General features: G+C 72.3%; 20 protein-coding genes, 1 tRNA gene and 2 pseudogenes. 14 read left to right on the top strand and 9 right to left on the bottom strand.

The genetic code is table 11. The features are described 5' to 3' along the window. Positions 1–103: 103 nt before the first annotated feature. The 3 genes and pseudogenes from pfkB to ACPXCS_RS13655 all read right to left on the bottom strand — a co-directional run bounded on the left by pfkB (position 104) and on the right by ACPXCS_RS13655 (position 3029). Positions 104–1051: a 1-phosphofructokinase gene (pfkB, locus tag ACPXCS_RS13665; protein ID WP_425946943.1), complete on the bottom strand. Its 948-nt coding sequence runs from the start codon at positions 1049–1051 to the stop codon at positions 104–106. After that, positions 1048–1809 (bottom strand): DeoR/GlpR family DNA-binding transcription regulator, encoded by a 762-nt coding sequence (locus ACPXCS_RS13660; protein WP_425946944.1) that lies wholly within the window; start codon positions 1807–1809, stop codon positions 1048–1050. Before ACPXCS_RS13660 ends, pfkB begins: the two co-directional genes overlap by 4 nt. A 162-nt stretch (positions 1810–1971) precedes the next feature. Then, a pseudogene (locus ACPXCS_RS13655) lies at positions 1972–3029 on the bottom strand (MFS transporter). A 62-nt stretch (positions 3030–3091) separates the two neighbouring features. Here ACPXCS_RS13655 and ACPXCS_RS13650 point away from each other — a divergent pair. Then, complete coding sequence (locus ACPXCS_RS13650; protein ID WP_425946945.1) at positions 3092–4069, top strand: helix-turn-helix transcriptional regulator; 978 nt, start codon at positions 3092–3094, stop codon at positions 4067–4069. 500 nt (positions 4070–4569) lie between these two features. On the opposite strand, the gene ACPXCS_RS13645 is transcribed toward ACPXCS_RS13650, so the two are convergent. Continuing rightward, positions 4570–5271, bottom strand: a complete 702-nt coding sequence (locus tag ACPXCS_RS13645; RefSeq protein ID WP_425946946.1) for a TetR/AcrR family transcriptional regulator — start codon at positions 5269–5271, stop codon at positions 4570–4572. 414 nt (positions 5272–5685) lie between these two features. Next, complete coding sequence (locus tag ACPXCS_RS13640) at positions 5686–6684, bottom strand: sigma-70 family RNA polymerase sigma factor (RefSeq protein ID WP_425946947.1); 999 nt, start codon at positions 6682–6684, stop codon at positions 5686–5688. A 205-nt stretch (positions 6685–6889) separates the two neighbouring features. Between ACPXCS_RS13640 and ACPXCS_RS13635 the strand changes: the two genes are divergently transcribed. Beyond that, positions 6890–7408, top strand: coding sequence for a GNAT family N-acetyltransferase (locus ACPXCS_RS13635; protein ID WP_425946948.1), 519 nt, complete (start codon positions 6890–6892; stop codon positions 7406–7408). A 5-nt stretch (positions 7409–7413) separates the two neighbouring features. On the opposite strand, the gene ACPXCS_RS13630 is transcribed toward ACPXCS_RS13635, so the two are convergent. Further along, positions 7414–8175, bottom strand: a complete 762-nt coding sequence (locus ACPXCS_RS13630) for a dioxygenase (protein ID WP_425947106.1) — start codon at positions 8173–8175, stop codon at positions 7414–7416. 115 nt (positions 8176–8290) lie between these two features. On the opposite strand from ACPXCS_RS13630, the gene ACPXCS_RS13625 reads away from it, so the two are divergent. Further along, positions 8291–8824, top strand: a complete 534-nt coding sequence (locus ACPXCS_RS13625) for a MarR family winged helix-turn-helix transcriptional regulator (protein WP_425946949.1) — start codon at positions 8291–8293, stop codon at positions 8822–8824. A 103-nt stretch (positions 8825–8927) separates the two neighbouring features. On the opposite strand, the gene ACPXCS_RS13620 is transcribed toward ACPXCS_RS13625, so the two are convergent. After that, complete coding sequence (locus ACPXCS_RS13620) at positions 8928–10475, bottom strand: MFS transporter (RefSeq protein WP_425946950.1); 1548 nt, start codon at positions 10473–10475, stop codon at positions 8928–8930. A gap of 241 nt (positions 10476–10716) precedes the next feature. Next, on the bottom strand, positions 10717–11376 hold the full coding sequence (locus tag ACPXCS_RS13615; RefSeq protein ID WP_425946951.1) for a TetR/AcrR family transcriptional regulator: 660 nt from the start codon (positions 11374–11376) through the stop codon (positions 10717–10719). A gap of 549 nt (positions 11377–11925) precedes the next feature. Between ACPXCS_RS13615 and ACPXCS_RS13610 the strand changes: the two genes are divergently transcribed. The 11 genes and pseudogenes from ACPXCS_RS13610 (at position 11926) to ACPXCS_RS13560 (ending at position 22910) form a co-directional block, all read left to right on the top strand. Then, the gene (locus tag ACPXCS_RS13610) at positions 11926–13323 is read left to right on the top strand and encodes a M6 family metalloprotease domain-containing protein (RefSeq protein WP_425946952.1); all 1398 of its coding nucleotides are present in this window, start codon (positions 11926–11928) and stop codon (positions 13321–13323) included. A 92-nt stretch (positions 13324–13415) separates the two neighbouring features. Then, positions 13416–15119: an IclR family transcriptional regulator domain-containing protein gene (locus tag ACPXCS_RS13605; RefSeq protein WP_425946953.1), complete on the top strand. Its 1704-nt coding sequence runs from the start codon at positions 13416–13418 to the stop codon at positions 15117–15119. Positions 15120–15208: 89 nt separating this feature from the next. Then, positions 15209–15284, top strand: a tRNA-Arg gene (locus ACPXCS_RS13600). 561 nt (positions 15285–15845) lie between these two features. Then, the gene (locus ACPXCS_RS13595; RefSeq protein ID WP_425946954.1) at positions 15846–16403 is read left to right on the top strand and encodes a DinB family protein; all 558 of its coding nucleotides are present in this window, start codon (positions 15846–15848) and stop codon (positions 16401–16403) included. Positions 16404–16535: 132 nt separating this feature from the next. Then, a complete protein-coding gene (locus ACPXCS_RS13590; RefSeq protein ID WP_425946955.1) occupies positions 16536–17102 on the top strand; it encodes a Uma2 family endonuclease in 567 nt (188 codons plus the stop codon). A gap of 428 nt (positions 17103–17530) precedes the next feature. Beyond that, positions 17531–17734, top strand: a complete 204-nt coding sequence (locus ACPXCS_RS13585) for a cold-shock protein (protein ID WP_028799214.1) — start codon at positions 17531–17533, stop codon at positions 17732–17734. Between the two features lie 241 nt (positions 17735–17975). Continuing rightward, positions 17976–19547, top strand: a complete 1572-nt coding sequence (locus tag ACPXCS_RS13580; RefSeq protein WP_425946956.1) for a DEAD/DEAH box helicase — start codon at positions 17976–17978, stop codon at positions 19545–19547. Positions 19548–19629: 82 nt separating this feature from the next. Next, positions 19630–19863: a CBS domain-containing protein gene (locus ACPXCS_RS13575; RefSeq protein WP_425946957.1), complete on the top strand. Its 234-nt coding sequence runs from the start codon at positions 19630–19632 to the stop codon at positions 19861–19863. A 39-nt stretch (positions 19864–19902) separates the two neighbouring features. Next, positions 19903–20205: pseudogene (locus tag ACPXCS_RS13570) on the top strand (SCO5918 family protein); the annotation flags it as partial. Between the two features lie 703 nt (positions 20206–20908). After that, complete coding sequence (locus ACPXCS_RS13565) at positions 20909–21262, top strand: helix-turn-helix domain-containing protein (RefSeq protein WP_425946958.1); 354 nt, start codon at positions 20909–20911, stop codon at positions 21260–21262. 463 nt (positions 21263–21725) lie between these two features. Next, complete coding sequence (locus tag ACPXCS_RS13560) at positions 21726–22910, top strand: type III polyketide synthase (RefSeq protein ID WP_425946959.1); 1185 nt, start codon at positions 21726–21728, stop codon at positions 22908–22910. A gap of 227 nt (positions 22911–23137) precedes the next feature. On the opposite strand, the gene ACPXCS_RS13555 is transcribed toward ACPXCS_RS13560, so the two are convergent. After that, positions 23138–25282, bottom strand: a complete 2145-nt coding sequence (locus ACPXCS_RS13555; protein WP_425946960.1) for a SpoIIE family protein phosphatase — start codon at positions 25280–25282, stop codon at positions 23138–23140. Positions 25283–25401: the final 119 nt, after the last annotated feature.

Genomic DNA, 25401 nt, shown 5'->3' with positions numbered 1-25401 from the left:
GTGCGGTGGGGGGTGACGGGAGTGACGGGGATGACAGGGGTGGCGGTGGGGAGTAACGGGGAGGTCCGCCGACCGGGCGTCACCGGGCGCTGCGCGTCGTGGCTCATGACACCGGCTCCTGCAGCACGCGGTCGGCGGGCAGGTCGGCCGTGACCCTGACCGCCGCCGGGTCCAGGTCGGCCGGTGTCGGCATGACGCTGCCGGGCAGCTGGACGGCGGCGGCGCCGTGGGCGACCGCGGAGGCGAGGGCCTCGGGGCCGCTGCCGCCGGCGATGAGGAAACCGGCGAGGGAGGAGTCGCCGGCGCCCACGTTGCTGCGGACGGCGTCGACCCGGGCGCTGCCGAACCAGGCGCCCTGGTCCGACACGAGCAGCTGCCCGTCGGCGCCGAGGCTGGCGAGGACGGCCCGGGCCCCCATCTCGCGCAGTTCCTCGGCGGCCTTCACGGCGTCACCGACGGTGGCGAGGGGGCGTCCGACGGCCTCGGACAGCTCCTCGGCGTTGGGCTTGACGACGTCGGGCCGTTCCCGCAGGGCCGCGAGCAGGGCGGGCCCGGAGGTGTCCAGGGCGATCCGGGCACCGGCGGCGTGGGCGCGGGCGACCAGCTCGGCGTACCAGGAGGGGGCCAGGCCGCGCGGGAGGCTGCCGCAGCAGGCGATCCAGGAGGCGTCGCGGGACTGGTGCCGGATGGTCTCCAGCAGCAGTTCGCGTTCGGTCTCGGTGAGTTCCGGACCGGGCGCGTTGATCTTCGTCAGGACGCCGTCGGCCTCGGCCAGGGCGATGTTGGAACGGGTGGCCCCGGCGACCGGGACCGGGGCGACCTCGATGCCCTGCTGGTCGAGCAGCTCGGCGACGAGCGCGCCCGGGGCACCGCCGAGCGGCAGGACGGCCACCGTGCGCTGCCCGGCGGCGGCCACCGCGCGCGAGACGTTCACGCCCTTGCCGCCCGGGTCCATCCGCTCGCCGGTGGCGCGGATGACCTCGCCGCGGTCGAGGGACGGCACCTCGTAGGTGCGGTCCAGGGACGGGTTGGGGGTGACGGTGAGGATCATGCGCGCACTACTTCCGTGCCGCCGCGCTCGATCGCGACGGCGTCTTCGGGGCTCAACCCGCTGTCGGTGATCAGCAGGTCCACGTCGCTCAGGTCGCCGAAGCGGGCGAAGTGCTCCTGGCCGTGCTTGGAGGAGTCGGCGAGCAGCACCACGCGGCGGGCGGCGGCCACGGCCGCGCGCTTGACGGCGGCCTCGGCGAGGTCGGGGGTGGTCAGGCCGTGTTCGGCGGAGAAGCCGTTGGCGGCCACGAACAGCACGTCGGCGCGGATCTCGCCGTAGGCCCGCAGCGCCCAGGCGTCCACGGCGGCGCGGGTGCGGTGCCGGACGCGGCCACCGACCAGGTGGAGCTGGATGCCGGGGTGGTCGGCGAGGCGGGCCGCGATGGGCAGGCTGTGCGTGACGACGGTGAGGGAGGCCTCCAGCGGGAGGGCGGCGGCCATGCGGGCCACCGTCGTGCCGGCGTCGAGGATCATCGTGCCCTCGGTCGGCAGTTCCGCGAGGGCGGCCTTGGCGATGCGGTCCTTCTCGTCGGCGGCCGTGGACTCGCGCTCGGCGAGGTCCGGCTCGAAGTCGAGGCGCCCGACCGGGATGGCCCCGCCGTGCACCCGGCGGACCAGTCCGGCGCGGTCGAGGGCCTTCAGATCGCGGCGGATCGTCTCCGCCGTCACCTGGAACTCCTCGGCCAGCGACACGACATCCACTCGGCCGCCGTCACGGGCGAGCCGGAGGATCTCCTGCTGCCGCTCCGGTGCGTACATGTCCGTTCGCCTCCGCCTCATGCCCGAACGTGTGGTTTCAGCGGGAGGCTACGCCCAGATGTCCGGGAAGTAAACAGGTTCGGGCCCAAGCGGGCATGATCGGAAAGACGGAGACGGACCCGGCACCCCGAGGGGCCGAGTCCGTCTCCGTCCGAGGGCCGGTCAGACCAGCGCCGGCTCCTGCTCCTGCCGCCCGGCCGGCGTCTGCTCCCCCTCGACGTGCTGCGCGGGCCGCTTCGGCAGCGCGCACATCAGCAGGAAGATGACACCCAGCACGGCGGCCACGTACACCAGTGCGTTCTCGAAGGCGTCCGCGAAGGCCGGACCCACCTGCTCCGGGCGCAGGTGCTCGGAGATCGTGCCGAAGAAGACCACCGAGACCAGCCCCAGCCCCAGCGCGTTGCCCATCTGCTGGACGGTGTTGATCAGGCCGGAGGCCGAACCGGAGTGCTCGCGCGGCACCTCGGAGAGGATCGCGTCGGTCAGCGGCGCGACGATCAGCCCCATGCCGGCACCCATCACCACGAGCGGCAGGGCCATCTGCCACGGGGTGATCGCGAGGCCGTAGTGGCCGGACTCCCGAGCGCGACGCCCACGAGGTCGAGCTTCAGCGCCCGCGGCGCCTTGGACTCGGTGATGAAACGGCTGCCGAGGACCAGACCCGCGATCCCGACGGGCAGGTTGATCAGGAAGATCGAGCGCCACTCCCAGCCGAACAGGTTCCACTCGGTCAGCAGCGCCCCGAGCAGCGGACCGGACACGGCTCCGAGGCCGACCACCGCGCCGAACAGCCCGAACACCTTGCCCCGCTCGTGCGCCGGGAAGGTCGCATGCACGATCGACAGCACCTGCGGCACCATCAGCGCCGCCATGGCGCCCTGCAGGAACCGCGAGGCGACCAGCATCTCGGGGTTCACCGCGAGGCCGCACAGCGCGGAGGCGACGGTGAATCCCCCTATGCCGACGAGGAAGATCCGCTTGCGGCCGTGGATGTCGCCGAGCCGTCCGCCGGTGATCAGCCCGGCGGCGAAGGCGAGGGCGTATCCGGCGGTGATCCACTGGATCTCGCTGAAGGAGGCGCCCGCGTCCTGCTGGATCGACGGGATGGCGATGTTGACGATGGTCACGTCGACGAGGTCCATGAAGGCCGCGGTCATCACGATCGCGAGGGCGAACCAGCGCCGGCGGTCCGTGCCCGAAGAGGTCTCGGTGGAGTTCATGGGTCGACAGTAGAAGCCCAATAGGTCAGATTGTGTCCTAGTGATACGGCATCCTCGACGGCATGACGACGGACACCCCGGCCCGGCTGCTGACGCTCCTCTCCCTCCTCCAGACGCCCCGCGAATGGCCCGGCGGCGAGCTCGCCGACCGGCTCGGGGTCTCCCGCCGCACGGTCCGGCGCGACATCGACCGGCTGCGCGAGCTCGGCTATCCCGTACAGGCCACCAAGGGCACCGACGGCGGCTACCGGCTCGTCGCCGGCAAGGCCATGCCGCCGCTGGTGCTCGACGACGAGGAGGCCGTGGCCATCGCGGTCGGCCTGCGCGCCGGGGCCGGGCACGCCGTGGAGGGCCTGGACGAGGCGTCGGTGCGGGCGCTGGCCAAGCTGGAGCAGGTGCTGCCCGCCCGGCTGCGCCACCGCGTGACCACGCTCCAGGCCGCGACCACCCCGCTGACCAGCGGCGACGGACCGAGCATCGCCCCCGAGACACTGACCGTCATGGCCTCGACGGCGGCCGGTCACGAGCGGCTGCGGTTCGCCTACCGGGCCGCCGACGGCACCGAGTCGCGGCGCCTGACGGAGCCGTACCGCCTGGTGTCGACCGGCCGCCGCTGGTACCTGGTGGCGTACGACCTCGACCGGGACGACTGGCGCACGTTCCGGGTCGACCGGGTGAGCGAGCCGTTCGCCACCGGGGCGCGGTTCACCCCGCGCGAGCTGCCCACCGGCGACGCCGCGGAGTACCTGCGCCGGTCGATGCAACGGCAGCAGCAGAGCTACGACTTCGAGGTCACGTTCGCCGCACCCGCCGCCTTCGTCGCCGCCCGCCTGCCCGCGTGGCTGGGCACGCCCGAGCCGGTGGACGAGGACAGCTGCCGGCTGCGCGGGTCGGTGGGGGACGCGACGCCCTGGGTGGCGTTCCGGCTGGCGATGCTGGAGTGCGACTTCACCGTGCACGAGCCGCGGGAACTCGTGCACGCCGTGGGGGAGTTGGGAGCACGGCTGAGCAGAGCGGCGGGGGCGGGGGCGGGGGCGTGAGGGGGCCGGGGTCACGTCCCGGAACAGGAGCCGGGGGGGGCGAGGCTTTGGGGCCCGGAGTCGGGGGGGCGAGGGCCTGAGGGCCAAGGGCCTGGGGCCGGGGGCCACGGCCCGGAAGGCCGGGGGCGAGCGGCCCGGTGGCCCGGGGGCCCGGGGCCGGGAGGCGAGGGCCAGGGGGCCCGACGCCGGGGGCCTGGCCTGAGGAGCCGGGGGGGCCGAGGGCCCGGGTAGCCGAGGAGCCGGGGCGGGGCGGGGGCCGACGGCCCGGGGAGGGGGGCGAGGGCCTGAGGGCCAGGGCCTGAGGGCCCGGGGCCGGGGGCCCGTGGCCCGTGGCCCGTGGCCCGTGGCCCTGGCCCGTAACCGAGGGCCGGGGGCCGAGGGCCGAGGGCCCGGTGAGCCGGATGGGCCGGTGAGCCGGATGGGCCGGTGAGCCGGATGGGCCAGGGGACCAAGGGCCCGGAAAGCCGGGGCCCAGGGGCCCCGGGCGTGAGAGCTGGAGGTCACGCCCCGAACGGGAAGTCGCGGAGTGCCGTGAGGTTGCGCAGCGCGAGGTCGGCCGGGCTTCCCGGGCCCTCCGCCGGTCCGTCCCCCTCGGCCCAGCCTTCGAGCGCGGTCCGCACGGCGGCACTGGCGACGGCCGCAGCGAAGCGCAGTGCCGCGTCGGCGAGGCGCAGCTCAGCGGCGGCGGCAACGTTGTCGCCCCCGTCCGCCGCCGCGGAGCCCGCGACCGCACCGGCACGTGTCACCCGTTCCGCCAGCACCTCCCCCAGCATGCGCTCCGAGTCCTGGCAGACCTCCGCCCACACCCGGCGCAGGGACGGGTTGGCCGCGGCCAGGCGCAGGAGCGTGCGGACCCACTCCCAGGACGAGGCGGAGACGCCGACGCCCGGCGTGAGGGTGTGGCGGACCCCGTCCTCCAGGGCCTGCGGGACGCTCACGGAGGCGGGCGCGGCCCGCACCGCCTCCACCCAGCGCTGGGCGCCGGCCGCGTAGAGCGGGGCGACGGCCTCCTCCTTCGTGGCGAAGTACCGGTAGAAGGTGCGCGGGGCGATGCCGGCGGTCTGGGCGATGTCCTCCGCACGGGTGGCGCGCAGGCCGCGCCGCACGAAGAGGCCGGCCGCCGCACGGGCGATCTCCATGCGCGTCTCGGCCTTGCGCCGTTCGGTCAGCGAGGCCTGCGGGGTGGGGGTGGTGCTGCTCACGCCCGGCAGGCTATGCCCATGTGACACAATCTGCCATCTGGCGGGCCACCCCGTGGTTCAGGTACGGGGTGGCCCGCTCTCCAGTGCCGCGCGCCGGCGGGGCCGGCGGCAGAAAGAGAGCCGGGCCCCGGCGTCCGGGGGGAGGGACGCCGAAGCCCGGCCTTGGGAGAGTCCCGGCGCCGGGGGGAGTGCGACGGGACTTGGCTCTCGGGGGACCGGAGACCGGCCCCGGGCCCGAACTGATGGGCCCGGAAGTCTTGTTCCCTGAGCCCTGGGGGTTGAAGCGGCGTCCGAACGCCATGTTTGCGCGGTCTTTCGCCACCCGGCGTACGCGGTGACCACCGGGCGCACACGGCCCGTCACCCAGAGGGGCCACGGGTCGTGCGCCGGGGCCGTCCGCGATGATCGCCGGGGTCAGGCCGCCGCGTCGAAACCGGTGCTGCGAGCCAGCTTCTTCAGCTCCAGCAGCGCGTGCTTCTCGATCTGCCGGATGCGCTCGCGGGTCAGGCCGTGCTCCTTGCCCACCTCGGTCAGGGTGCGCTCGCGGCCGTCCTCGATGCCGTAGCGCATCTTGATGATGGAGGCCGTGCGCTGGTCCAGGCGGCCGATGAGGTCGTCGAGCTCCTCGCTGCGCAGCAGCGTGAGCACCGACTGCTCGGGCGACACCGCCGAGGTGTCCTCCAGGAGGTCACCGAACTGCGTCTCGCCCTCGTCGTCTACCGACATGTTCAGCGAGACCGGGTCGCGGGCCCAGTCCAGCACGTCGGTGACGCGCTCGGGCGTCGAGCCCAGCTCGGCGGCGATCTCCGCCGGCTCCGGGTCCCGGCCGTGCTCGCGGTTGAACTCGCGCTGCACCCGGCGGATCCGGCCGAGCTCCTCCACCAGGTGGACGGGCAGGCGGATCGTGCGGGACTGGTCGGCTATCGAGCGGGTGATGGCCTGGCGGATCCACCACGTGGCGTACGTGGAGAACTTGAAGCCCTTGCGGTAGTCGAACTTCTCGACCGCGCGGACCAGGCCGGCGTTGCCCTCCTGGATCAGGTCCAGCAGCGGCAGGCCGCTGCGGGGGTAGCGACGGGCGACGGCGACGACCAGGCGGAGGTTGGAGCGGATGAAGACGTCCTTGGCGCGCTCCGCGGCGGCGACCAGGGCTTCGAGCTCCTCCCGGGTCGCGTCCGTCTTGGTCTCCTCGTACCCGTCGAGGACCTGCCTCGCGAACACACCCGCCTCGATGACCTGCGACAGCTCGACTTCCTTGGCTGCGTCGAGCAGCGGTGTACGCGCGATCTCGTCGAGATACATGCCGACCAGGTCGCGGTCGGCGATCTCGCCGCCATGGGCGCGAACACTGCTTGCCGCGTCGGCCGTCTCGCCGGTGGCGGACTTACGACGGGCGACGGCACGGGTTGCCATGCGAGCTCCCTTGCGATGTGAGGTCAGCGGGTGGTCCTTCGGACGCCTGACTCCGTCTTCCGGACTCTCTCCGGACTCTCCTCGGGTGCCCTGCATCCGATGGAAACAACGACTGGAATCAGGACAGAATTCCCAACCGGGCCCCCGATTTTTCTGATCATGCAGTACCCTGTCGGGCCGCTGCCCGGTCCTGGAGGAGGGCGCGATGCCGTCGGCATCTACGGAGGTGCAGGTCAGGCCGGGAGTCGAGGACGACCTCCCCGCCCTCACGGCCCTCTACAACCACTATGTGCGTGAGACGGCGATCACGTTCGACACTGCGATCTTCACTCCGGAGGAGCGCCGCCCCTGGCTGCTCTCCCACCCTGAAGACGGGCCGTACCGCCTGATGGTTGCCGCGGACCGGAACACAGGGCGGATCCTGGGTTACGTCACATCGAGCCCGTTCCGCCCCAAGCCGGCCTACACGACCTCCGTGGAGACGACCGTGTACGTCGCCCCGGACGCCGGCCGCCGGGGCATCGGCACGCTGCTGTACGGGGCGCTGTTCGCGGCCCTGTCGGGTGAGGACCTGCACCGCGCCTACGCGGGCATCGCCCAGCCGAACGAGGCGTCGGCCCGGCTGCACGAGCGCCTCGGCTTCCGGCACGTCGGCACCTACCGCGAGGTCGGCCGCAAGTTCGGGCGGTACTGGGACGTGGCCTGGTACGAGAAGGAGCTGTAGGGCGGTCAGCCGAACTGCACCGACCGCTTCGCCAGTCCCATCCAGAACCCGTCGATCACCGACTTGTGCGCGTCCAGCTCACCGGTGGCGTCGGCCGCGCCCATGGTCACGAACAGCGGGGCGAAGTGCTCGGTGCGCGGGTGGGCCAGCAGGCCCGCGGGCGACTTGCGGGTGAAGTCGAGCAGGGCGTCGACGTCCCCCGCCTCCAGCGCCCGGCGGCCCCAGTCGTCGAACTCCGCCGACCAGGCGGGGACGCCGCCCTGCCGCAGAGCGGCCAGGTTGTGGGTGAAGAAGCCGGAGCCGACGATCAGCACGCCCTCGTCGCGCAGCGGGGCGAGCCTGCGGCCGATCTCCAGGAGCCGGACCGGGTCGAGCGTCGGCATCGAGACCTGGAGGACGGGGATGTCGGCCGCCGGGTACATCTCGACCAGCGGGACGTACGCGCCGTGGTCGAGGCCCCGGTCGGGGACGTCCTGGACGGGCATCCCGGGGGCGCGCAGCAGCTTCCGTACCGACTCGGCGAGCTCCGGCGCGCCGGGGGCGTCGTAGGTCACCCGGTAGTAGTGCTCGGGGAATCCCCAGAAGTCGTACACGAGCGGGACGGTCTCCGTGGCGCCGAGGGCCAGCGGGGCCTCCTCCCAGTGGGCGGAGACCATGAGGATCGCCCTGGGCCGGGGCAGGCCGGCCGACCAGGCGGCGAGCTCGCCGGGCCAGACGGGGTCGTCCGCGAGGGGCGGCGCGCCGTGGCTGAGGTACAGAGCGGGCATGCGCTCCTGAGTGGCGGCGGACATGCTGCGGCTCCTTCCGGGACATGGTTCCCTCTACAAAACTGTACGGGCCATTTGTTTAAAGTTCAAGAAGGATCCGCGTAGAGTGGAACGCATGAAGGCACCCGCATCCGCACCGGCAACCGGCTCCACCGCGGAGCCCCAGGAACCGCGCTGGCTCACCGACGAGGAACAGCGCGTCTGGCGTTCGTTCATGGAGGGCGTCACCCTCCTCGACGACCATCTCGACCGTCAGCTCCAGCGCGACGCGGGCATGCCGCACGTCTACTACGGCCTCCTGGTCAAGCTCGCCGAGGCGCCGCGGCGGCGGCTGCGGATGACCGAGCTGGCGATGCTCGCGAAGATCACCCGATCCCGGCTCTCGCACGCGATCGCGCGCCTGGAGAAGAACGGCTGGGTCCGCCGCGAGGACTGCCCCGACGACAAGCGGGGCCAGTTCGCCGTGCTGACGGACGAGGGCTACGAGGTGCTGCGCCGGACCGCGCCCGGCCACGTGGAGGCCGTGCGCCAGGCGGTCTTCGACCGGCTCTCCCCGCAACAGCAGAAGTCCCTCGGCGAGATCATGCGGATCATCGCCGAGGGACTTCAGCCGGCCGAAGCGGGTGCGGACCTGCCCTGGCTCCGCTGAGCCGGGGCAGGTCCTGGATTCCGTGGGAGCGGGGCGTCCCCTTCCCCGCACCCACGGATGGCCCGAAGTGCCCAAGGAGGGCCCGAAGGGGCGGGCGCCGCCGTCAGTGGGCGACGACCGGGATCTGCACCTCGTCCACCGCGCCCTCGTCGGAACCGGTCACCGGGCTCATGTCCGGACGGCCGGCGTTGACGAGGGTCAGGGCGATCGCCGCGGCCACCACGAGGATGCCGACGGCGAACCAGATGGCGCTGGTGTAGCCCTGCACCTGGCCCTCCAGCTGGACCAGCTGCTGCTGGGACCGGCTGGTCGCCCCCGCGATGTGGTCGGCGATGTAGGAGGTCGTCGCCGAGGCGGCGATGGTGTTCAGCAGGGCCGTGCCGATCGCGCCGCCCACCTGCTGCGAGGTGTTGACCATCGCGGAGGCGACACCGGAGTCCCGCGGCTCGACGCCCTGGGTGGCCAGCGACATGGCCGGCATGAACGCCGTACCCATGCCGAGGCCGAGCAGCAGCATCGCGGGCAGCAGCAGGGCCGCGTACGAGGAGCCGATCTCCAGCTGCGTCAGCAGCAGCATGCCGAGCGCGGCGACCAGGAAGCCGGGGCCCATCAGCAGGCGCGGGGCGACCCGGGTCATCAGACGGGTGCCGATCTGGGTGGAGCCCGTGATCATGCCCGCGATCATCGGCAGGAAGGCGAAACCTGTCTTGACCGGCGAGTAGCCCTTCACGATCTGCAGGTAGTACGTCAGGAAGAGGAACAGGCCGAACATCGCGATGATCGCGAGACCGAGGGAGAGGTAGATGCCCCCGCGGTTGCGCTCGGTCACCACGCGCAGTGGCAGCAGCGGCGCCTTGACCCTGGACTCGACGACCACGAAGGCCAGCAGCAGCACCGCCGAGGCGACGAACATGCCGACGGTCACCGCGTCGCCCCAGCCGTCCGACTCGGCGCGGGTGAAGCCGTAGACCAGGGCGACCAGGCCGAGGGTGGACAGGACCACGCCGGGGATGTCGAGCGGGGAGCGGTTGCGGCCGCCCTCGGGCTCACGGATGACGAAGTAGGCACCGGCCGCGGCGACGATGGCGAACGGGATGTTCACGAAGAACGTCCAGCGCCAGTCCAGGTACTCGGTGAGGAAGCCGCCCAGGATCAGGCCGACGGCGCCGCCGCCACCGGCGATCGCGCCGTAGATGCCGAACGCCTTGGCGCGCTCCTTGGCGTCGGTGAACATCACGGCCAGCAGGGAGAGCGCGGCGGGCGCGAGCAGGGCGCCGAACGCACCCTGGAGGGCGCGGGCGCCGAACATCATCGCCTCGTTGGTGGCCGCGCCGCCGAGCGCGGAGGCCGCGGCGAAACCGCCCAGACCGACGACGAAGGCCTTCTTGCGGCCCCACAGGTCGGCTATGCGTCCGCCGAACAGCAGCAGACCGCCGAAGGCGAGGGCGTAGGCCGTGACGACCCATTGCCGGTTGCCGTCGGAGATGCCGAGGTCCTGCTGGGCGGAGGGCAGGGCGATGTTCACGATGGTCGCGTCGAGCACGACCATCAGCTGGGCGAGCGCGATGAACATCAGCGCTTTCCAGCGGCCGGGATCGGGTTCGGCCGGGACGGCCGCGAGGTTGCGGGCCTTGGAGGCTGTTTCAGACATGGAGGTACCCACTTCGGGACTTCGTGACGGAAAAAAGTGACGAAAGGGAACGGCTCGCCTGCGGGGACGGCCGTCGGGACTGTCGTCTGTTCTTAGACGGATGGAACGGGCTGAACTGATCGGTCTGGGCGGATGGTGCGGCTTCCGGTGGGCCGGGCCCGGCCGGTCGGGAGCCGTTCGGTCGAACGGCCGTTGCGTCACAGGCCGCTCGGCCGACAGCCGTTGGGTCAGGAGTTGTTCGTCAGGAGTCGCCCGGGCACGGGCGGCGCAGGTCCTCCAGGGTCACGGCCGTGCCCGGCAGGGAGGAGCGGGCCGGAGCCCGCAGCCCGTCCAGGAACAGCTGGAGATGACGGTGGACGAAGCGGTCGGCACGGAAGCAGTCCGTACCGGCCGGGGGCCTGCTGAGCTGGGCCACGGCGATCATGACGTCCCCGACATCCACGTCGGAGCGGAGCTGCCCGGCCGTCCTGGCCCGGTCCATGACCTCCGCGACCAGCCGCTCGACCCGTTCACGGGCGGCCTCCAGGTCCGGGTGGTGCTTGTCGAACGTGCTGGAGACCATCGGGCACAGCGCGCTGATCCGCTCGTCGGCGGCGGCGTGCACGAAGCGCTCCAGCGCCTCGAACGCGTCGCCGCTCTCGGCGAGCGCGAGCTCGGCCGCGGCGGCCGTACGGTCCATGACGGAGCAGACGACCTCACGGACCAGCGCGTCGCGGTCCGGGAAGTTCCGGTACACCGTGGCGTTGCCGACGCCGGCCCGGCGGGCGATCTCGTCGAGCGGCACCTCGGGGCCGTGTTCGACGAACATCTCCCGGGCGGCGGTGACGATCCGCTCCCGGTTGCGCAGGGCGTCGGCGCGGGGCCGGGGCGCCTTGCGCTGTACGGGGGTTGCGGTCTGCACGGCGTACTCCTGGTTCGTGGTGGCGTGTGCTGCCGGGTGGTGCCGGGCGGCACCGGGGTGACACCGGGTGGTGCCGGGGTCCTGCGGTCCTTCGCCCGGGCGATCCGGGGAAGGGGTCCCCGTTTCGCTCGGACACATGGCTAAACGGGGAGTGGGTCCCCGGTATTTCCCGCTGCCGGGATATTTATCTGTGACCTGGGTCACTCTCCTGTGGCCGGGCCGCTTCGACCGGCCTCCCCGGCCGCCCCGGTCTGCGCGGGCTCCCTGGTCGCCCCGGTTCCCCCGGCCGCCCTGGCCTGCGCGGGCTCCCCGGTCGCCCCGGTTTCCCCGGCCGCCCCGGTCTGCGCGAACTCCCCGGTCGCCCCGGTTCCCCCGGCCGCCCTGGCCTGCGCGGACTCCCCGGTCCCCGCGCAGCGGCTACTCACGGGAAACCCACGATCGGTCTCCTCCAACGCGCGTCCCCGCAACCGGCGACGCAGGGTGATCGCAAGGGTGCAGCCGGAGACCGGAGGCTGCCGTGGCGCGGGAGGTCCCTTGCAGGTGCCCGACATGCAGCCACCCCCGCCGAGCCCTTCCTCGCCGCCGAGCCCCTTCCCGAGCCGCTCGGCCCCACCGGGCACGCCGGGCACGCCGGGCACGCCGGGGCTGCCGGGCTCGCCCGGTCACCGGATACCCCGGCGCCGTCTGGCCGCCCTGGCCTGCGTGTCCGCGCTGACCTTCACGGTCAGCACCTCGGCCGGCACGGCGCACCTCGCCCCGGGCACCACGGCGGCCGGAGCGGGCCCGATATCCCTGTCGCGCCACTCCGCCCACGCCCCCTGCCTCATCCGCGGCGCCCGCGAGGTCCAGATGTCCGAGGGCATCCCGACCACCGAGGGCTACTCCCGCTCCACCGGCACCGTCCGCGCCCTCACCCTGATGATCGACTTCTCGGACGCCCCCGGTGAGGGCAAGGCCCTGGACCGCTTCCGGGAGTTCTTCCCGCAGACCACCGAGTGGTTCCGCACCAGCTCCTACGGCCGCCTGGACTACCGCCCCGAGACCCCGATACCCGGATGGCTGCGGATGCCGAAGTCGTTCCGCGAGTACGGCATAGAGCGCGGCGCCCCGTTCGAGCCCGGGTACCGCACGCTCGTCCAGGACCTCGTCGCGGCGGCCGACCCGAAGGTGGACTTCGGCGCCTACGACCTGCTGAACGTCCTGGTCACCCCGAACGCCGGCCCCTCCGCCCTGGACACGGTCCTGTCCGTCACCTTCGCCGGCAACCCCGAGGCCCCCCAGGCCGACGGCACCGCCGTGGCCAACGCCTCGTTCGTCTACTCGCGCCAGGACGACGGCTCCGGTTCCTACCACCGCACCGGCTACCGCGTCCTCCCCCACGAGAACGGCCACGTCTTCGGCCTGCCCGACCTGTACACCGCCGAGGGCGGGGGCGCGGTCGGGCACTGGGACATCATGAGCGAGGACTGGGGCACCAACAACGACTTCCTCGGCTGGCACAAGTGGAAGCTGGGCTGGCTGGACGCCTCCCAGGTGCACTGCGCGACCGCGTCCGGCACGACCGAGTACACCCTGACGCCCCTGGCCCGCGCGGGCGGCTCCAAGCTGGTCGTCGTACCCCTGGACGCCGGGACCGGTTACGCCGTGGAGGTGCGCACGCGCGGCGGCAACGACGAGACGGTGTGCCGCCCGGGGGTGCTGGTCTACAAGGTCGACGCGGAGGTGGACACGGGCATGGGCCCGGTCACGGTCCACGACTCCCGCCCCGACAGCGGCGGCTGCACCCGCGCCCCCAACGTCCACGCGGAGCTGTCCGACGCGCCCTTCGTCCCCGGGGAGACCTTCAGGGACGCGCGCAGGGGCGTCGCGATCGAGGTCGCGGAGGCCGACGGGGAGGGACATCACCGGGTGCGGGTCACGCGGGACGAGCCGACGCGCCGGAGCTAGGGACACCGGGAAACCCCGCTGAACCCCCTCGGACGCCGGCGGCCCGGATCCGGATTACGGTGGGCCTGCCCCGACCGCCCACCGGAGAACCGATGCCAGCGAAGCCCACGCCAGAGCCCCCCGAGTGGTCGGCCCCACCGGCCGACGGAGAGGGCGCGCGGGCAGCGGACGCGCACACCCGGCGCGCCATCCCCTCGGACACCGGGCGCTCCACCCCCGCGGACGCGGACACTCTGCGCTCCACCCCCGCGGAGGCGGTCACCCCGCTCATCCGCGGCATCGCGGTCCTGCGCGAACTGACCGACGCCGGCGGCACGCTGAGCCTCAGCGCCCTGGAACGCGCCACGGGCCTCGCCCGCTCCACGGTCGACCGCATCACGGCCACGCTGGCCCGCATGGACTACGTCCGCCTCGACGGCCGTGACGTCTTCCTGGCACCCCGCCTGATGGAGCTGGGCAACGCCTACCTGGCCGCCCTGCGCCTGCCCTCCCTGCTCTCCCCGTACGCGGACGCCCTGGCCGACGAACTGGACGAGTCGGTCTCCCTGGCCGTCGCCGACCAAGACGGCATCCGCTTCATCCACCAGGCGACCCGCCGCCGCGCGATGTCCCTCAGCTTCCGCATCGGCGACCTGCTCCCCGCCGAACGCACGGCGCCGGGCCCGCTGTTCGCGACGCGGTGGACGGCGGCGGACTGGCAGCGCTGGCGCGCACGCCGGGCGGCGGATCCGAGGGACCTCTCCTTCACGGCCGTACCGCCCCGCAGGCACGGAGCGGACCCGGCGTACGACGAGGACTTCGTCCGCCGCACCGAGGAGGCGTCGGTGCACGGCTGGGCCCTGGACGACCAGCTGATCGAACCGGGCCTGGTGGCGATCTCGGTCCCCGTCCGCGGAGAGGACCTGGGCGTGGCGTGCGTGGCGAGCGTGGTCAGCCACACCAGCCGCCACACGGCCCACGACCTGCGGACGACGCTCCTGCCGAGGCTGCGCGCGGCGGTGGCGGAGATGGAGCGGGAACTCCACCGCACCCCTCCCCCGCACCCCGGCCCGCGCCCCGCCGACCTGGCCCTGTGGACGGGTGCGTCGAAACTGCAGCTGGGCCGCGACTTCATCGAGTCCCTGGCGCGGGGCCTGACGGTCCTCACGGCCTTCGGGGAAGGCAGGCCGGAACTGACCCTCACGGAGGTGGCCCAGGCGACGGGCCTGGCCAGGGCGACGGCCCGCCGGGCCCTGATCACCTACGAACACCTGGGCCTGGTGACCGCGGCCGACCGCGCCTTCTCCCTCACCCCCCGGATCCTCTCCCTCGGCTTCCCACCCCTCTCCCGCACCACCCTGCCGGAGATCGCCCAGCCCCACCTGGCCGAGCTGACGTCCCGCATCCACGAGTCGACGTCACTGGCGGTGCTCTCGGAGTCGGGCGAGGAGATCCAGTGCACGGCGAGGGTGGCGACGGGCCGGGTGATGAGCGTGAACATCACGGTGGGCACACGCCTGCCGGCCCGCGCGACGGCCCTGGGCCGGGTCCTGCTGGCGGACCCCGGCAGCACGGTCCACACCCAGGGCTACGCCCTGGTCGACGAGGAACTGGAAGAAGGCCTCCGCTCCCTGGCGGTCCCCGTCCGCGACCGGGCCGGCCGGGTGGTGGCGGCCCTGAACGCGGCGATGCACGCGAGCCGCCACTCCCTGCGGGAGTGCGTCACGGACCTCCTCCCCGAACTGACGGCGACCGCCACCCGCATCGAGGCCGACCTCCACACGGCGGGCCGCTTCACGCCCGTCCCCCTGACCTGACCCCACACCGGCCCGACCCGTATCCGGTACGCTGACGCCTGTGGTCCTCCCGGACCACAGGCACGCCGCTCCATGCGTCCGCTGCCACTGCCTTCGTAGCTCAGGGGATAGAGCACCGCTCTCCTAAAGCGGGTGTCGCAGGTTCGAATCCTGCCGGGGGCACCAGGCGAAAGGCCCCGGACCGATCATGGTCCGGGGCCTTTGACATCCACTTCTGACATCAACGAGGGCGGTCACTCGCGGATGCGGCGCCTCCTGAGCAGGCGGTCCATGTGGCTCATGGCTTCGCGCTGCGTGTCCTGGACGACGTGGGTGTAGACGTTCCATGGTCATGCTGATCTGGAGTGACAAAGGATCAAGTGCTTCAAGCGGGGCGTCGCGTCCAGCAGTTCGGCGGCTTCTCACGCTCGGCGTGCACCATCCCGTCCAAGACCGGAGGTTCGTGTCGCTGTCGGGCCAGGTGGAGCGGTTCTGCCACGGTCAACCAAGGTGTCTCGAAGGGGAGTTCTCTGCAGCCTGAGCACGTATTGGAGGCCCGGATCGGCGGTTTGACCCGCGGCTCGTGAAAGGGGTCTCGGCCCGATCCTGGTCCGGAGCCGTTGGTCTCCACCTCCGACATCAACGCCGCCGATCATTCCCGTGCCGTGATCGAGGTCAGCATCTGACCTAGATGCCCCCTAGCGTCTTCCATGACCGGCGGAACCCGAACCACGGAAGGCAGCGATCATGAGCGAGACCACGACTGTCAACGGACCGGCCACCCACGGCTCGGCCTCCAGCAGCGAGCGCGCGGACCTGCTGGAGGCCCTGGCCAAGCATCGGGACTTCCTGCGTTTCACCACCCGTGACCTCACCGATGAGCAGGCCGGGCGCCGGACCACCGCCAGCCGGCTGTGCCTGGGCGGCCTGATCAAACATGTCACTGCTGTCGAGCGAGCCTGGGGGCAGTTCATTCTGGACGGCCCGTCGGCGATGCCCGACTTCACCGCCATGACCGAGGACGACTGGGCCCGACGGGCCGACGAGTTCCGGATGCTGCCCGGCGAGACGCTGGAGGGCGTGCTCCTCGATTACGCCGAAGTGGCCCGCCGGACCGACGAGCTCGTCGCCGGCCTCCCCGACCTGGGCGCCACACAACCACTGCCGAAGGCCCCGTGGTCCGAGCCGGGCGCGCGATGGTCGGCCCGCCGGGTGCTGATGCACATCCTCGCCGAGACCGCGCAGCACGCCGGCCACGCCGACATCATCCGCGAGTCCCTGGACGGCGCCAGGACCATGGGTTAGCCGGCGGCGCGGCAGGGCTCGGCCTCGGGCGACTCGTGGACGCGGCTGATGCGTCCGGTGTAGCGAGCCGGGTGGGACAGTACGCTGAGCTCAGCGGGATCGGGCCCGTAGCCAGTGTCCGGGAGGTGCTTCATGACGGCCGAGATGGTGGCCCCGGCGTGGATGCATGAGCAGATCACGGCGGAGGAGTACGACTCCTGGTCCGAGGAGCGGTGCGCCGGCATCGAGATCGTGGACGGAATGGTCGTCGTGACTCCGTGTGCGTCCAAGCGGCACAACCGACTGGCCCGGATTCTGGCGAACGCCCTGGATGCCGCTGGGGGCCCGCAGTGGAACGCCGACACGGACTTCGACGTGCGGCTGCAGGACGTCCCGCTCACCAATCGCCGCCCGGACGTCGTCGTCTACCGCGCGGACACCATCGACATCAGCCCCACCCGCCCTGAGCACGTGCTGCTGGTCGCGGAGGTGGTGTCGCCCGGCTCGGAGACCACCGACCGGATCGTGAAGGTGGAGCAGTACGCCAAAGCCGGCATCGGCTTCTACTGGCGGATCGAGCAGGCCGCGACTGGCGTTCCTCTCGTCTATACCTACGTCCTCGACCCGGCGACGAGAAGCTACCGCGAGGGAGACGTGTTCACCGGCGTCCTCAAGGTGGTGGCCCCCTTCCCGGCGGAGATCGACCTCGGCCAGGTCTGATCACCAGCTGTTCAGCAGTCGGCAGCGCGTGTGGCCGCGAGGCCGGTGGGGATGTGACCTTCCTCGCCATCGTGAGAAATGAGCTCGTAAGACGGTCTCGGTGGGGTCGGCGGGGGCCGGGGCCTTGTGGTGTCCGTCCGGGGAGGTCACAGCGTTGGGCGTGGGAGCGTGGGCAGGTAACGCCGCCCGCCCGGAGAGCAATATCTGTGTTCGTGAGAGCAGGTATTGGGGCGGGGCTTCGTAGTTATTCCTCGCGCCGTGAAGTGGGCGGAAATTGATGATCGCGCCCGGTCGGTCGCACCGTGCTACTGTCGATCTCAGTTGCAGGTGTGGTTGCCAGAAGGTTCATTTCCTACGGGGTAATCATCACGGCGACACGGAATGCGCACACGGCGTTTTCCTGACACCGCCTCCGAAGGAGAAATGACATGGCTACTGGCACCGTGAAGTGGTTCAACGCGGAAAAGGGCTTCGGCTTCATCGAGCAGGACGGCGGCGGCGCCGACGTCTTCGCCCACTACTCGAACATCGCCACCCAGGGCTTCCGCGAGCTGCTGGAAGGCCAGAAGGTGTCCTTCGACATCGCTCAGGGCCAGAAGGGCCCGACGGCCGAGAACATCGTCCCCGCCTGACATCGGCGCTGACGCATACTTCGCAGCCGGGGCCCGCACCTTCTGGGGTGCGGGCCCCGGCTCGCTTTTTTCAGGGTTCGGGGCGGCACGATTTTTCTCCGCCGTTTCACGACCGGCGACGGCACAAGCCCGTCGGTCCGACTCGCCCCCATCACACCCGGCTCGTCTCGAGACTTCTCTGCGCCGCTCTTCTGCTGCGGGAATTCCTTGCCACGCGCCCATCAAGGAAGGTCCCGCCCGTATGAAGCGTGCCCGTACATCCTCATCTCGTTCGTCCTCGTCTCGTTCGTCCTCGTCTCGAAGCTATGACCGCTTCGGGGGAAGCGGTGGTGCCGGACGTTCCGGCGGTGGTCCTCGCCGGTCCCAGGGCGGCTACGGAAGCCGGCAGACCGGGCGTGCCGTGCACGGCGAGTTCGCGCCGCCGAAGACGATCACCCCCGGGCTGCCCGCCGTCGAGTCGTTCGCCGAACTGGACATGCCCGCGCGGCTGTTGGCCACGCTCGGGCACGAGGGCGTGACCGTGCCGTTCCCGATCCAGGCGGCGACCCTGCCGAACTCCCTGGCCGGGCGTGACGTGCTGGGCCGTGGCCGCACCGGGTCGGGCAAGACCCTGGCCTTCGGCCTCGCCCTGCTGGCCCGTACCGCGGGGCGGCGTGCCGAGCCGCGGCAGCCGCTCGCGCTCGTCCTGGTCCCGACGCGTGAACTGGCCCAGCAGGTCACCGACGCGCTCACGCCGTACGCCCGTTCCGTGAGCCTGCGGCTGGCCACCGTCGTCGGCGGCATGTCCATCGGCCGGCAGGCCGGTGCGCTGCGCGCCGGGGCCGAGGTGGTCGTCGCGACGCCGGGGCGGCTCAAGGACCTCATCGACCGGGGCGAGTGCCGGCTGGGCGATGTCGCCGTCACCGTGCTCGACGAGGCCGACCAGATGGCCGACATGGGCTTCATGCCGCAGGTGACCGCCCTGCTCGACCAGGTGCGTCCGGACGGGCAGCGCATGCTCTTCTCGGCCACCCTGGACCGCAACGTCGACCTGCTGGTCCGCCGCTACCTGTCGGACCCGGTGGTCCACTCCGTCGACCCGTCGGCGGGCGCGGTCACCACGATGGAGCACCACGTCCTGCACGTGCACGGCGCGGACAAGCACCGGACGACCACTGAGATCGCGGCGCGGGACGGCCGGGTGATCATGTTCCTCGACACCAAGCACGCCGTGGACCGGTTGACCGAGCACCTGCTGAGCAGCGGTGTGCGCGCCGCCGCCCTGCACGGCGGCAAGTCCCAGCCGCAGCGCACGCGGACGCTGTCCCAGTTCAAGAGCGGGCACGTGACGGTGCTGGTCGCGACCAACGTCGCGGCGCGCGGCATCCACGTCGACAACCTCGACCTGGTCGTCAACGTCGATCCCCCCAGCGACCACAAGGACTACCTGCACCGCGGCGGCCGTACGGCCCGTGCCGGCGAGTCCGGCAGTGTCGTCACCCTCGTGACACCCGACCAGCGTCGCGGCATGACCCGGCTGATGGCCTCGGCGGGCATCACCCCGCAGGTCGCCCAGGTGCGGTCGGGCGAGGAGGAGTTGAGCCGTATCACCGGTGCGCAGGCTCCCTCCGGTGTCCCGGTCGTCATCACGACGCCGCGCGTGGAACGTCCCGGCGGGGCGTCCTCCTCGTCCAGGAGCCGTCGCGGGCGCCGCGGTTACGGCGGCCAGGGCGCTCAGGCCGGTCAGGGCGGACAGGGCGGCAGGGGCGGTGCCGTCGGGGAGGCGGGGCGTCGCCGGCCGCAGCGGCGGACCGGCTTCGGCTCGGCTGCGTAGGTGCCGGACCCATCTCGCGTAGGAGGTACCTGTGACACCGGTTGAGACCATGCACCACACGGGGGGATCCACCCCCACGGCCGTGATCGACGACAGTGGCGTGTTCGGACCCCGTGTCCGCGACGACATGACGGTCGAGGTGGCCCTGTCCCTGATGGCCGGGGCCGGTGTCGATCACCTCGTCCTGTGCGACGGGGACGACCAGAGCACGGGCCTGATCACCCTGGCCCGGCTCGCCGTGCTCAGCGGCACTCCCGCCTACACGGACCGGGTCCGGCTGCGGGACGTCCTCGCCGGGTCCCCCGCTCAGCCCTGAGCCCTGTGCACCCCCGCTCCCCTTCCCCTGTGAGGCATCATGCGCTGTGTCATCGCCCGGTACCCGTTCGACCTGACCAAGGACGGCGTGCTGGCCACGATGAAGGGCGTCACGCCCGAGGTCGTCACGGGTGAGTCCGTGACCATCGGGCGTCGCCGTTACCCGGTCAAGCAGGTGGGCCAGGCCATCACCCGGCAGGACCGCCGCGACTTCACCAGCGGTGAAGTCGTCCGGGCCCTGACGCGGCTCGGCTTCACCTGCCACGAGCACCCCGACAGCGCACCGGTGACCGCCATCACCCCGCTCCAGGCCGCTTCGGCGCTGCTGTCGGGCGGCGTCTCGGCGGAGACCCAGGCCCAGGAGAACCCAGCCCGCGAGGCCCCCGCTCCGGAGGCGGCCCCTGTGCAGGGGACCTCCGCCCAGGAGATCCCCGCGCGGGTGTGACACCCGGCGGGCGACCGCCACCCCGAGGACCCGACGAGGGCCCTGCTGACGCGCGTCAGCAGGGCCCTCGTCGTCGTGTCGCCCGCTCGGCGTCTCGTGTCGCCGCGCACGTCGTCTCCTGTCGCCGCGCCGGTGTCCGTCGTTTCCACGACGGTTCGCGGCGGTTCGCGGCGGTTCGCCGCCGGTGGGCGGGTGTCTGAGACCCGTGCCCCGCCACGCAGAAAATCTACTCTTGCCAGAGTAGACATTCGGATCCGCCGTGGTTAATCTAAGTCGTGTTGACACGGTCAAGTGAGACCCGGCAGACACGAACTGGCGGGTAGCAGGACGTAAGTGATCGGTTCGGAGAGGACGGAGGAGCAGACGCCATCAGGATCGCCCGGTCCGGGATGCTCTCGGTCCGGGTACCGCAAGACCCCGGAATGGACGGTGGTTCCCGGTCACGCAGCAGCGATCCCCGCACCCCTCCCTCACGCGGACCGGGTAGCGGAAACAGAAGGTCGGCAGAGCATTAGGGCCGACAGATGGTGTTTCATTTCCTTCGGGGCCCTGGTGCCGTACGGCACCAGGGCCCCTCGACGCGTTGCGACTACGAGGTGACATGGCAGCAGCAGATACTCCGCTCAGCGATCGTCTGGACGACGACGACTACCCCGCGTACACCATGGGCCGTGCCGCCGAGATGCTCGGCACCACGCCGGCCTTTCTCCGCGCCATCGGCGAGGCCCGGCTGATCACTCCGCTGCGCTCGGAAGGCGGACACCGCCGGTACTCCCGCTACCAGCTGCGGATCGCCGCGCGCGCCCGCGAGCTCGTCGACCGGGGGACCCCGATCGAGGCCGCGTGCCGCATCATCATCCTCGAGGACCAGCTGGAGGAGGCTCAGCGCATCAACGCGGAGTACCGCCGCGCCGCGAGCCAGGCACCCGAGAGCCCTGCGCGCGGGGCGAGCTGAGTACCCGTACACGCCATGCGCTCCACCGCGTCGACCCCCGACCGTGTCCGTCCCGTCAACTCCCCCCCGGCCAGGACGACGTCGACCCTCATCTGATTCCCCGGCAGCCCCCTAGCGAGTGCGCGTCGGACTGAGGACCCCGGACCCATCACGGTCCGGGGTCTTCGGCGTTCACGGGGCCATCCGGGAGCGGCGCGTCCGCGGTGTGGGCGGCCTCACGTACCGAATGTCCGCCCAAGTTGCCCACCTCACAGCGAAAATGTCCTTTTGGCACCCATGCTCGATTCGGACGCCGAGGCCCGAAACGGGCTGCCGCGGCGTCAACTTGTATGGGACGCGGGCGAAGTGACCCACGCCACAGCTCTCGTGACGTTCGTGCTTCGCCCACTCCTCTTCTGCTTCCTTCCCGCTTCGGCGTCCGTCCTTCCTGCTCCCCTCCTGCTCCGCCAGAAAGGTGCCGACCATGGCCGCTTACCTGTGCCCCCCTGCCGTGATACACGGCGAGCACACCGTGAAGACCAGCCAGATCGTGGACGAGGTGCGCAGCCGGCACCCGCACGCCGCCTGGGCGCCGCGGATCGACGGCATCGCGGCCAGTACGGGTATCGAGGCCCGCGGCTGGATGCTGCCGCTGGAGACGGCCGTCGCGCCCGGCGACGGGAGCGGCCGGTGGCCGGGCGGCACCGGGCAGGCCCGGGAGGCGCTGGCGCAAGACGGGTTCGGCGAGCGGGACGTGGACCGCGTGCTGGCCGCCCTGGAGGCGATACCCGCCCCGCAGACCGTCCAGGAGCGCACCGCTCCGGCCTGGGCGGCCGTGCAGTCGTACGGGGAGCGCGCGGCGCGCGGGGCCCTGCAGATCGCCGGGCTCGACGTGTCGGACGTCGACTGCCTGATCACGAGTCACTCCACCACTCCGGCCCTGCCGGGCCTGGACGTCTCCCTCGCCAACAGGCTCCCGCTGCGCAGCGACGTCATGCTGCTGCCCGCGACGCAGTGGGCGTGCATCGCCGGGACCCGTTCCCTGGCGCTGGCGGCGGACCTCGTGGCCGCCGACCCCGACCGGGTGGTGCTGGTGGTGATCGCGGAGGCGCTGAGCACGACCTACCAGCCCGCGGACGACACCCTGGAGTCCCTGATCGTCCGGCTGCTGTTCGCCGACACCGCCGTCGCCGCCGTCGTCACGGGCCGCCCGAGGCCCGAGTCGGTGCTGCGGCTGGACGCCGCCTGGCACCACACGCTGCCCGGTACGCAGGACCTGCACCGCCTGGAGACGCGGGCGGACGGCACGCACTTCGTGATGGACCGGCGCGGACCGCGTGCCGTGCAGGAGACGGTCACCGCGATGTGGGAGTGGCTGCGCCTGCGCTACCAGGACGACCCGGACTCCTGGCACCCCGACGTCCTGCTCGCGCACCCCGGCGGGACGCGGGTGCTGGAGTACATGGAGCAGACGATGCCCGACGGGTGGCCGTCGGGGCTGCTGGACCACAGCCGGGCGAGCTACACCAGCGGCAACCGCGGGGGCGCCGCCGTGTTCGACATCATGCGCAGGGCCCACGACGCCGGGCAGGAACCGGGCAGCCGTGCCGTGCTCTACGCGGCCGCGCCGGGGCTCACGGCCACCGCGCTGGAAGGCGAGTGGCTGTAGTCGCCGTGGGGCGGCGGTCCACGGGGTCACCTCCAGATGCCGTGGGACAGCGGTCCCCGGAGTCACCTCCAGATGCCGTGGGGCAGCGGCCCACGGGGTCACCTCCAGATGCCGTGGGGGCAGCGGCCTCCGGCGTCACCACGCCGTAGGGACAGCGGCCTCCGGCGTCACCTGAACACGCCGTGACCGTGACGGTCCCCCGTCGTCACCTGCCCGCGCTCCCCGGCTCACCTCGCGACCGCCGCCCAGACGACCTTGCCGGTGTCCGTCCACCGCACCCCCCACCGGGTGGTGAGCCGGTGGACGACGTGCAGGCCGCGGCCGGCGTCGTCGAACAGTTCGTTGCGTCCCAGTCGCGGTCTGCCGTTGCCGGTGTCGCCCACCTCGCACAGCAGCCCGTGGCCGGTTCTGATCACCCGTACGGTGATGGGGCCGTCGGCGAAGCGGACCGCGTTGGCGACCAGTTCGTCGACCACCAGCACCACCCGGTCCCGGGTGTCGGCGCGGGTGCGCCATCGCGCCAGCAGGGTGGCGACCAGGGCGCGAGCGCGGGCGGCCGCGTCGTCGCGGGCGGGCAGCCGCCAGGTCGCGGTGTCCCCCTTGCGGTAGCCGATCGTGCGGGCGAGCAGCAGGGTCACGTCGTCGCGGCGGCGCGCGGGCGCGAGGGTGGCGACCACGTGCCGGGCGGCCTGCGGCAGGGCGTCCCAGGGGTGCACCGCGGAGACGGCCTCCGCCAGCCTGGCGATGCCCTCGTCGATCGACAGGGCGGGGTCCTCGACCAGGCCGTCGGTGTAGAGGGCGAGCAGGGAGCCGACGGGTGCGGCGAAGGCGTGCACGTCGAACGGTTCCCGCAGCGCGAACTCGGCGCCCAGCCCCGGGTGGGGCCGGACCGCCAGCGGGACGGCGGGGCCGTCCGGGGGCGCCAGGATCGGGGGGAGGTGGCCGGCGCTGGACAGGGCCACGTGCTGGGCGACCGGGTCGTACACCGCGATGCAGCAGGTCGAGCCGAGGGCGCTGTAGCCGGCGGCCAGGCCGGACTCCGCGTCGTCCAGCAGGGACACCGTCTCGTCCAGGTGTTCCAGCACCTCGTCGGGGGCCAGTCCCGCCGAGAGCAGGGCGCGGGCCTCCATGCTCAGCTGCCCCATGGTCGCCGCGGCCCCCAGACCGTGTCCGACGACGTCGCCCACGACGAGGGCGGTACGGCCGTCGGGCAGCGGGAAACTGTTCACCCAGTCGCCGCCGACGCCCGCGCTGTCGGGGGTGGCGGGCTGGTAGACGCTGGCGGTCTCGACGGTGTCGCCGCCGGTCCGGGGCAGCAGCCGGCGCTGCAGGGCCAGGACCTGGGTGTGTTCGCGCTGGTGCTGGCGGGCCAGGTCGACGTGGTGGGAGGTTCTGGCCACCAGTTCCTGCAGGTCGAGCAGCTCACCGTCGTGGAAGGGCCGGTCCGCCCGCCGCCAGACCTCCGCCACGCCCAGGACGACGGGCGGGGGGCCGTCCAGGACCAGGGGGATGAACGCCACGCCGGCCGCGCCGTCGCCGGGGACCAGGGCGCGTACCAGCCGGGGACTGCCGAGGACCCGCTCGATGGCGTCCCGGTCGGGTATGACGATCGCCTGGGCGGCGTCGTCGCGCCGTATCGCCTGGGACAGCAGGCGGCTCGCCTCGCCGGGGAGGTCCTCGCCCGGGGTCACGTAGCCGTCGGGCCAGGCCCGGTCGGGCACGAGGGCCGCCCGCCGCAGCCGGATGCGTCCCTGCGACTGCTTGGCGACGGCCTCGCCCGTCCACACGGCGAAGTCGAGGTCGACGGCGGCCACCTCTCCCCAGGCCAGCAGCGACTCGGCCAGGGACTGCGCGGTCTCGCCGATGTCCAGCGAGGTGCCGATCGCGGTCTCGGCGGCGTACAGGTGGAGCCTTTTGGCCATGGCGATCAGGGAGACGGTCAGGCCCTCCTGGGGTGCCGCGGCGGCCAGGATGCTCATGGAGACCACCAGCTCCGACCCGTCGGAGCGCCGCAGGCGCTGGACCCGGGCGACGTGCGGCTCGCCGGTCTCGAGGACCTGCCGCAGCCGCCGGGTGACCGTCGGCACGTCGCCCGGGGGCAGCAGATCGACGAACGGGCTGCCGATCACGGGGTCCACCCCGGCGAAGACGGGGGCGCCCAGGTTGCAGCGGGTGATGCGCAGGTCGCGGTCCAGGTTGACCGCGCCGAGGATCTGCTCCTGGCGGCCGGGGGCGGACACGAGGGGGCGGGCGGGCCGGTCGGCCTGCGGACCCGCAGAACCGCCGGACGCTGCTGTTCCGCCGCGCGGGATGTACTTCCCCAGGGCGCTGCTGATCATGTCGAACGGCGACGAGGACGATGATCCCGACATTCCTGACCGCACACCTCATTCAATAACAGGTAAGGGCACTTCGCCCACATCAGCGGATGGGCCACGGGCCTCCGGCAACCGCTCGCACGCGATCCGGAAGTACTACGAAACATTCGACT

This window comes from Streptomyces sp. DT190, assembly GCF_049846985.1.
Taxonomy (GTDB): domain Bacteria; phylum Actinomycetota; class Actinomycetes; order Streptomycetales; family Streptomycetaceae; genus Streptomyces.
Note: the sequence above shows the minus strand (reverse complement) of the source record. Positions and strands in the feature narration are given on the sequence as shown.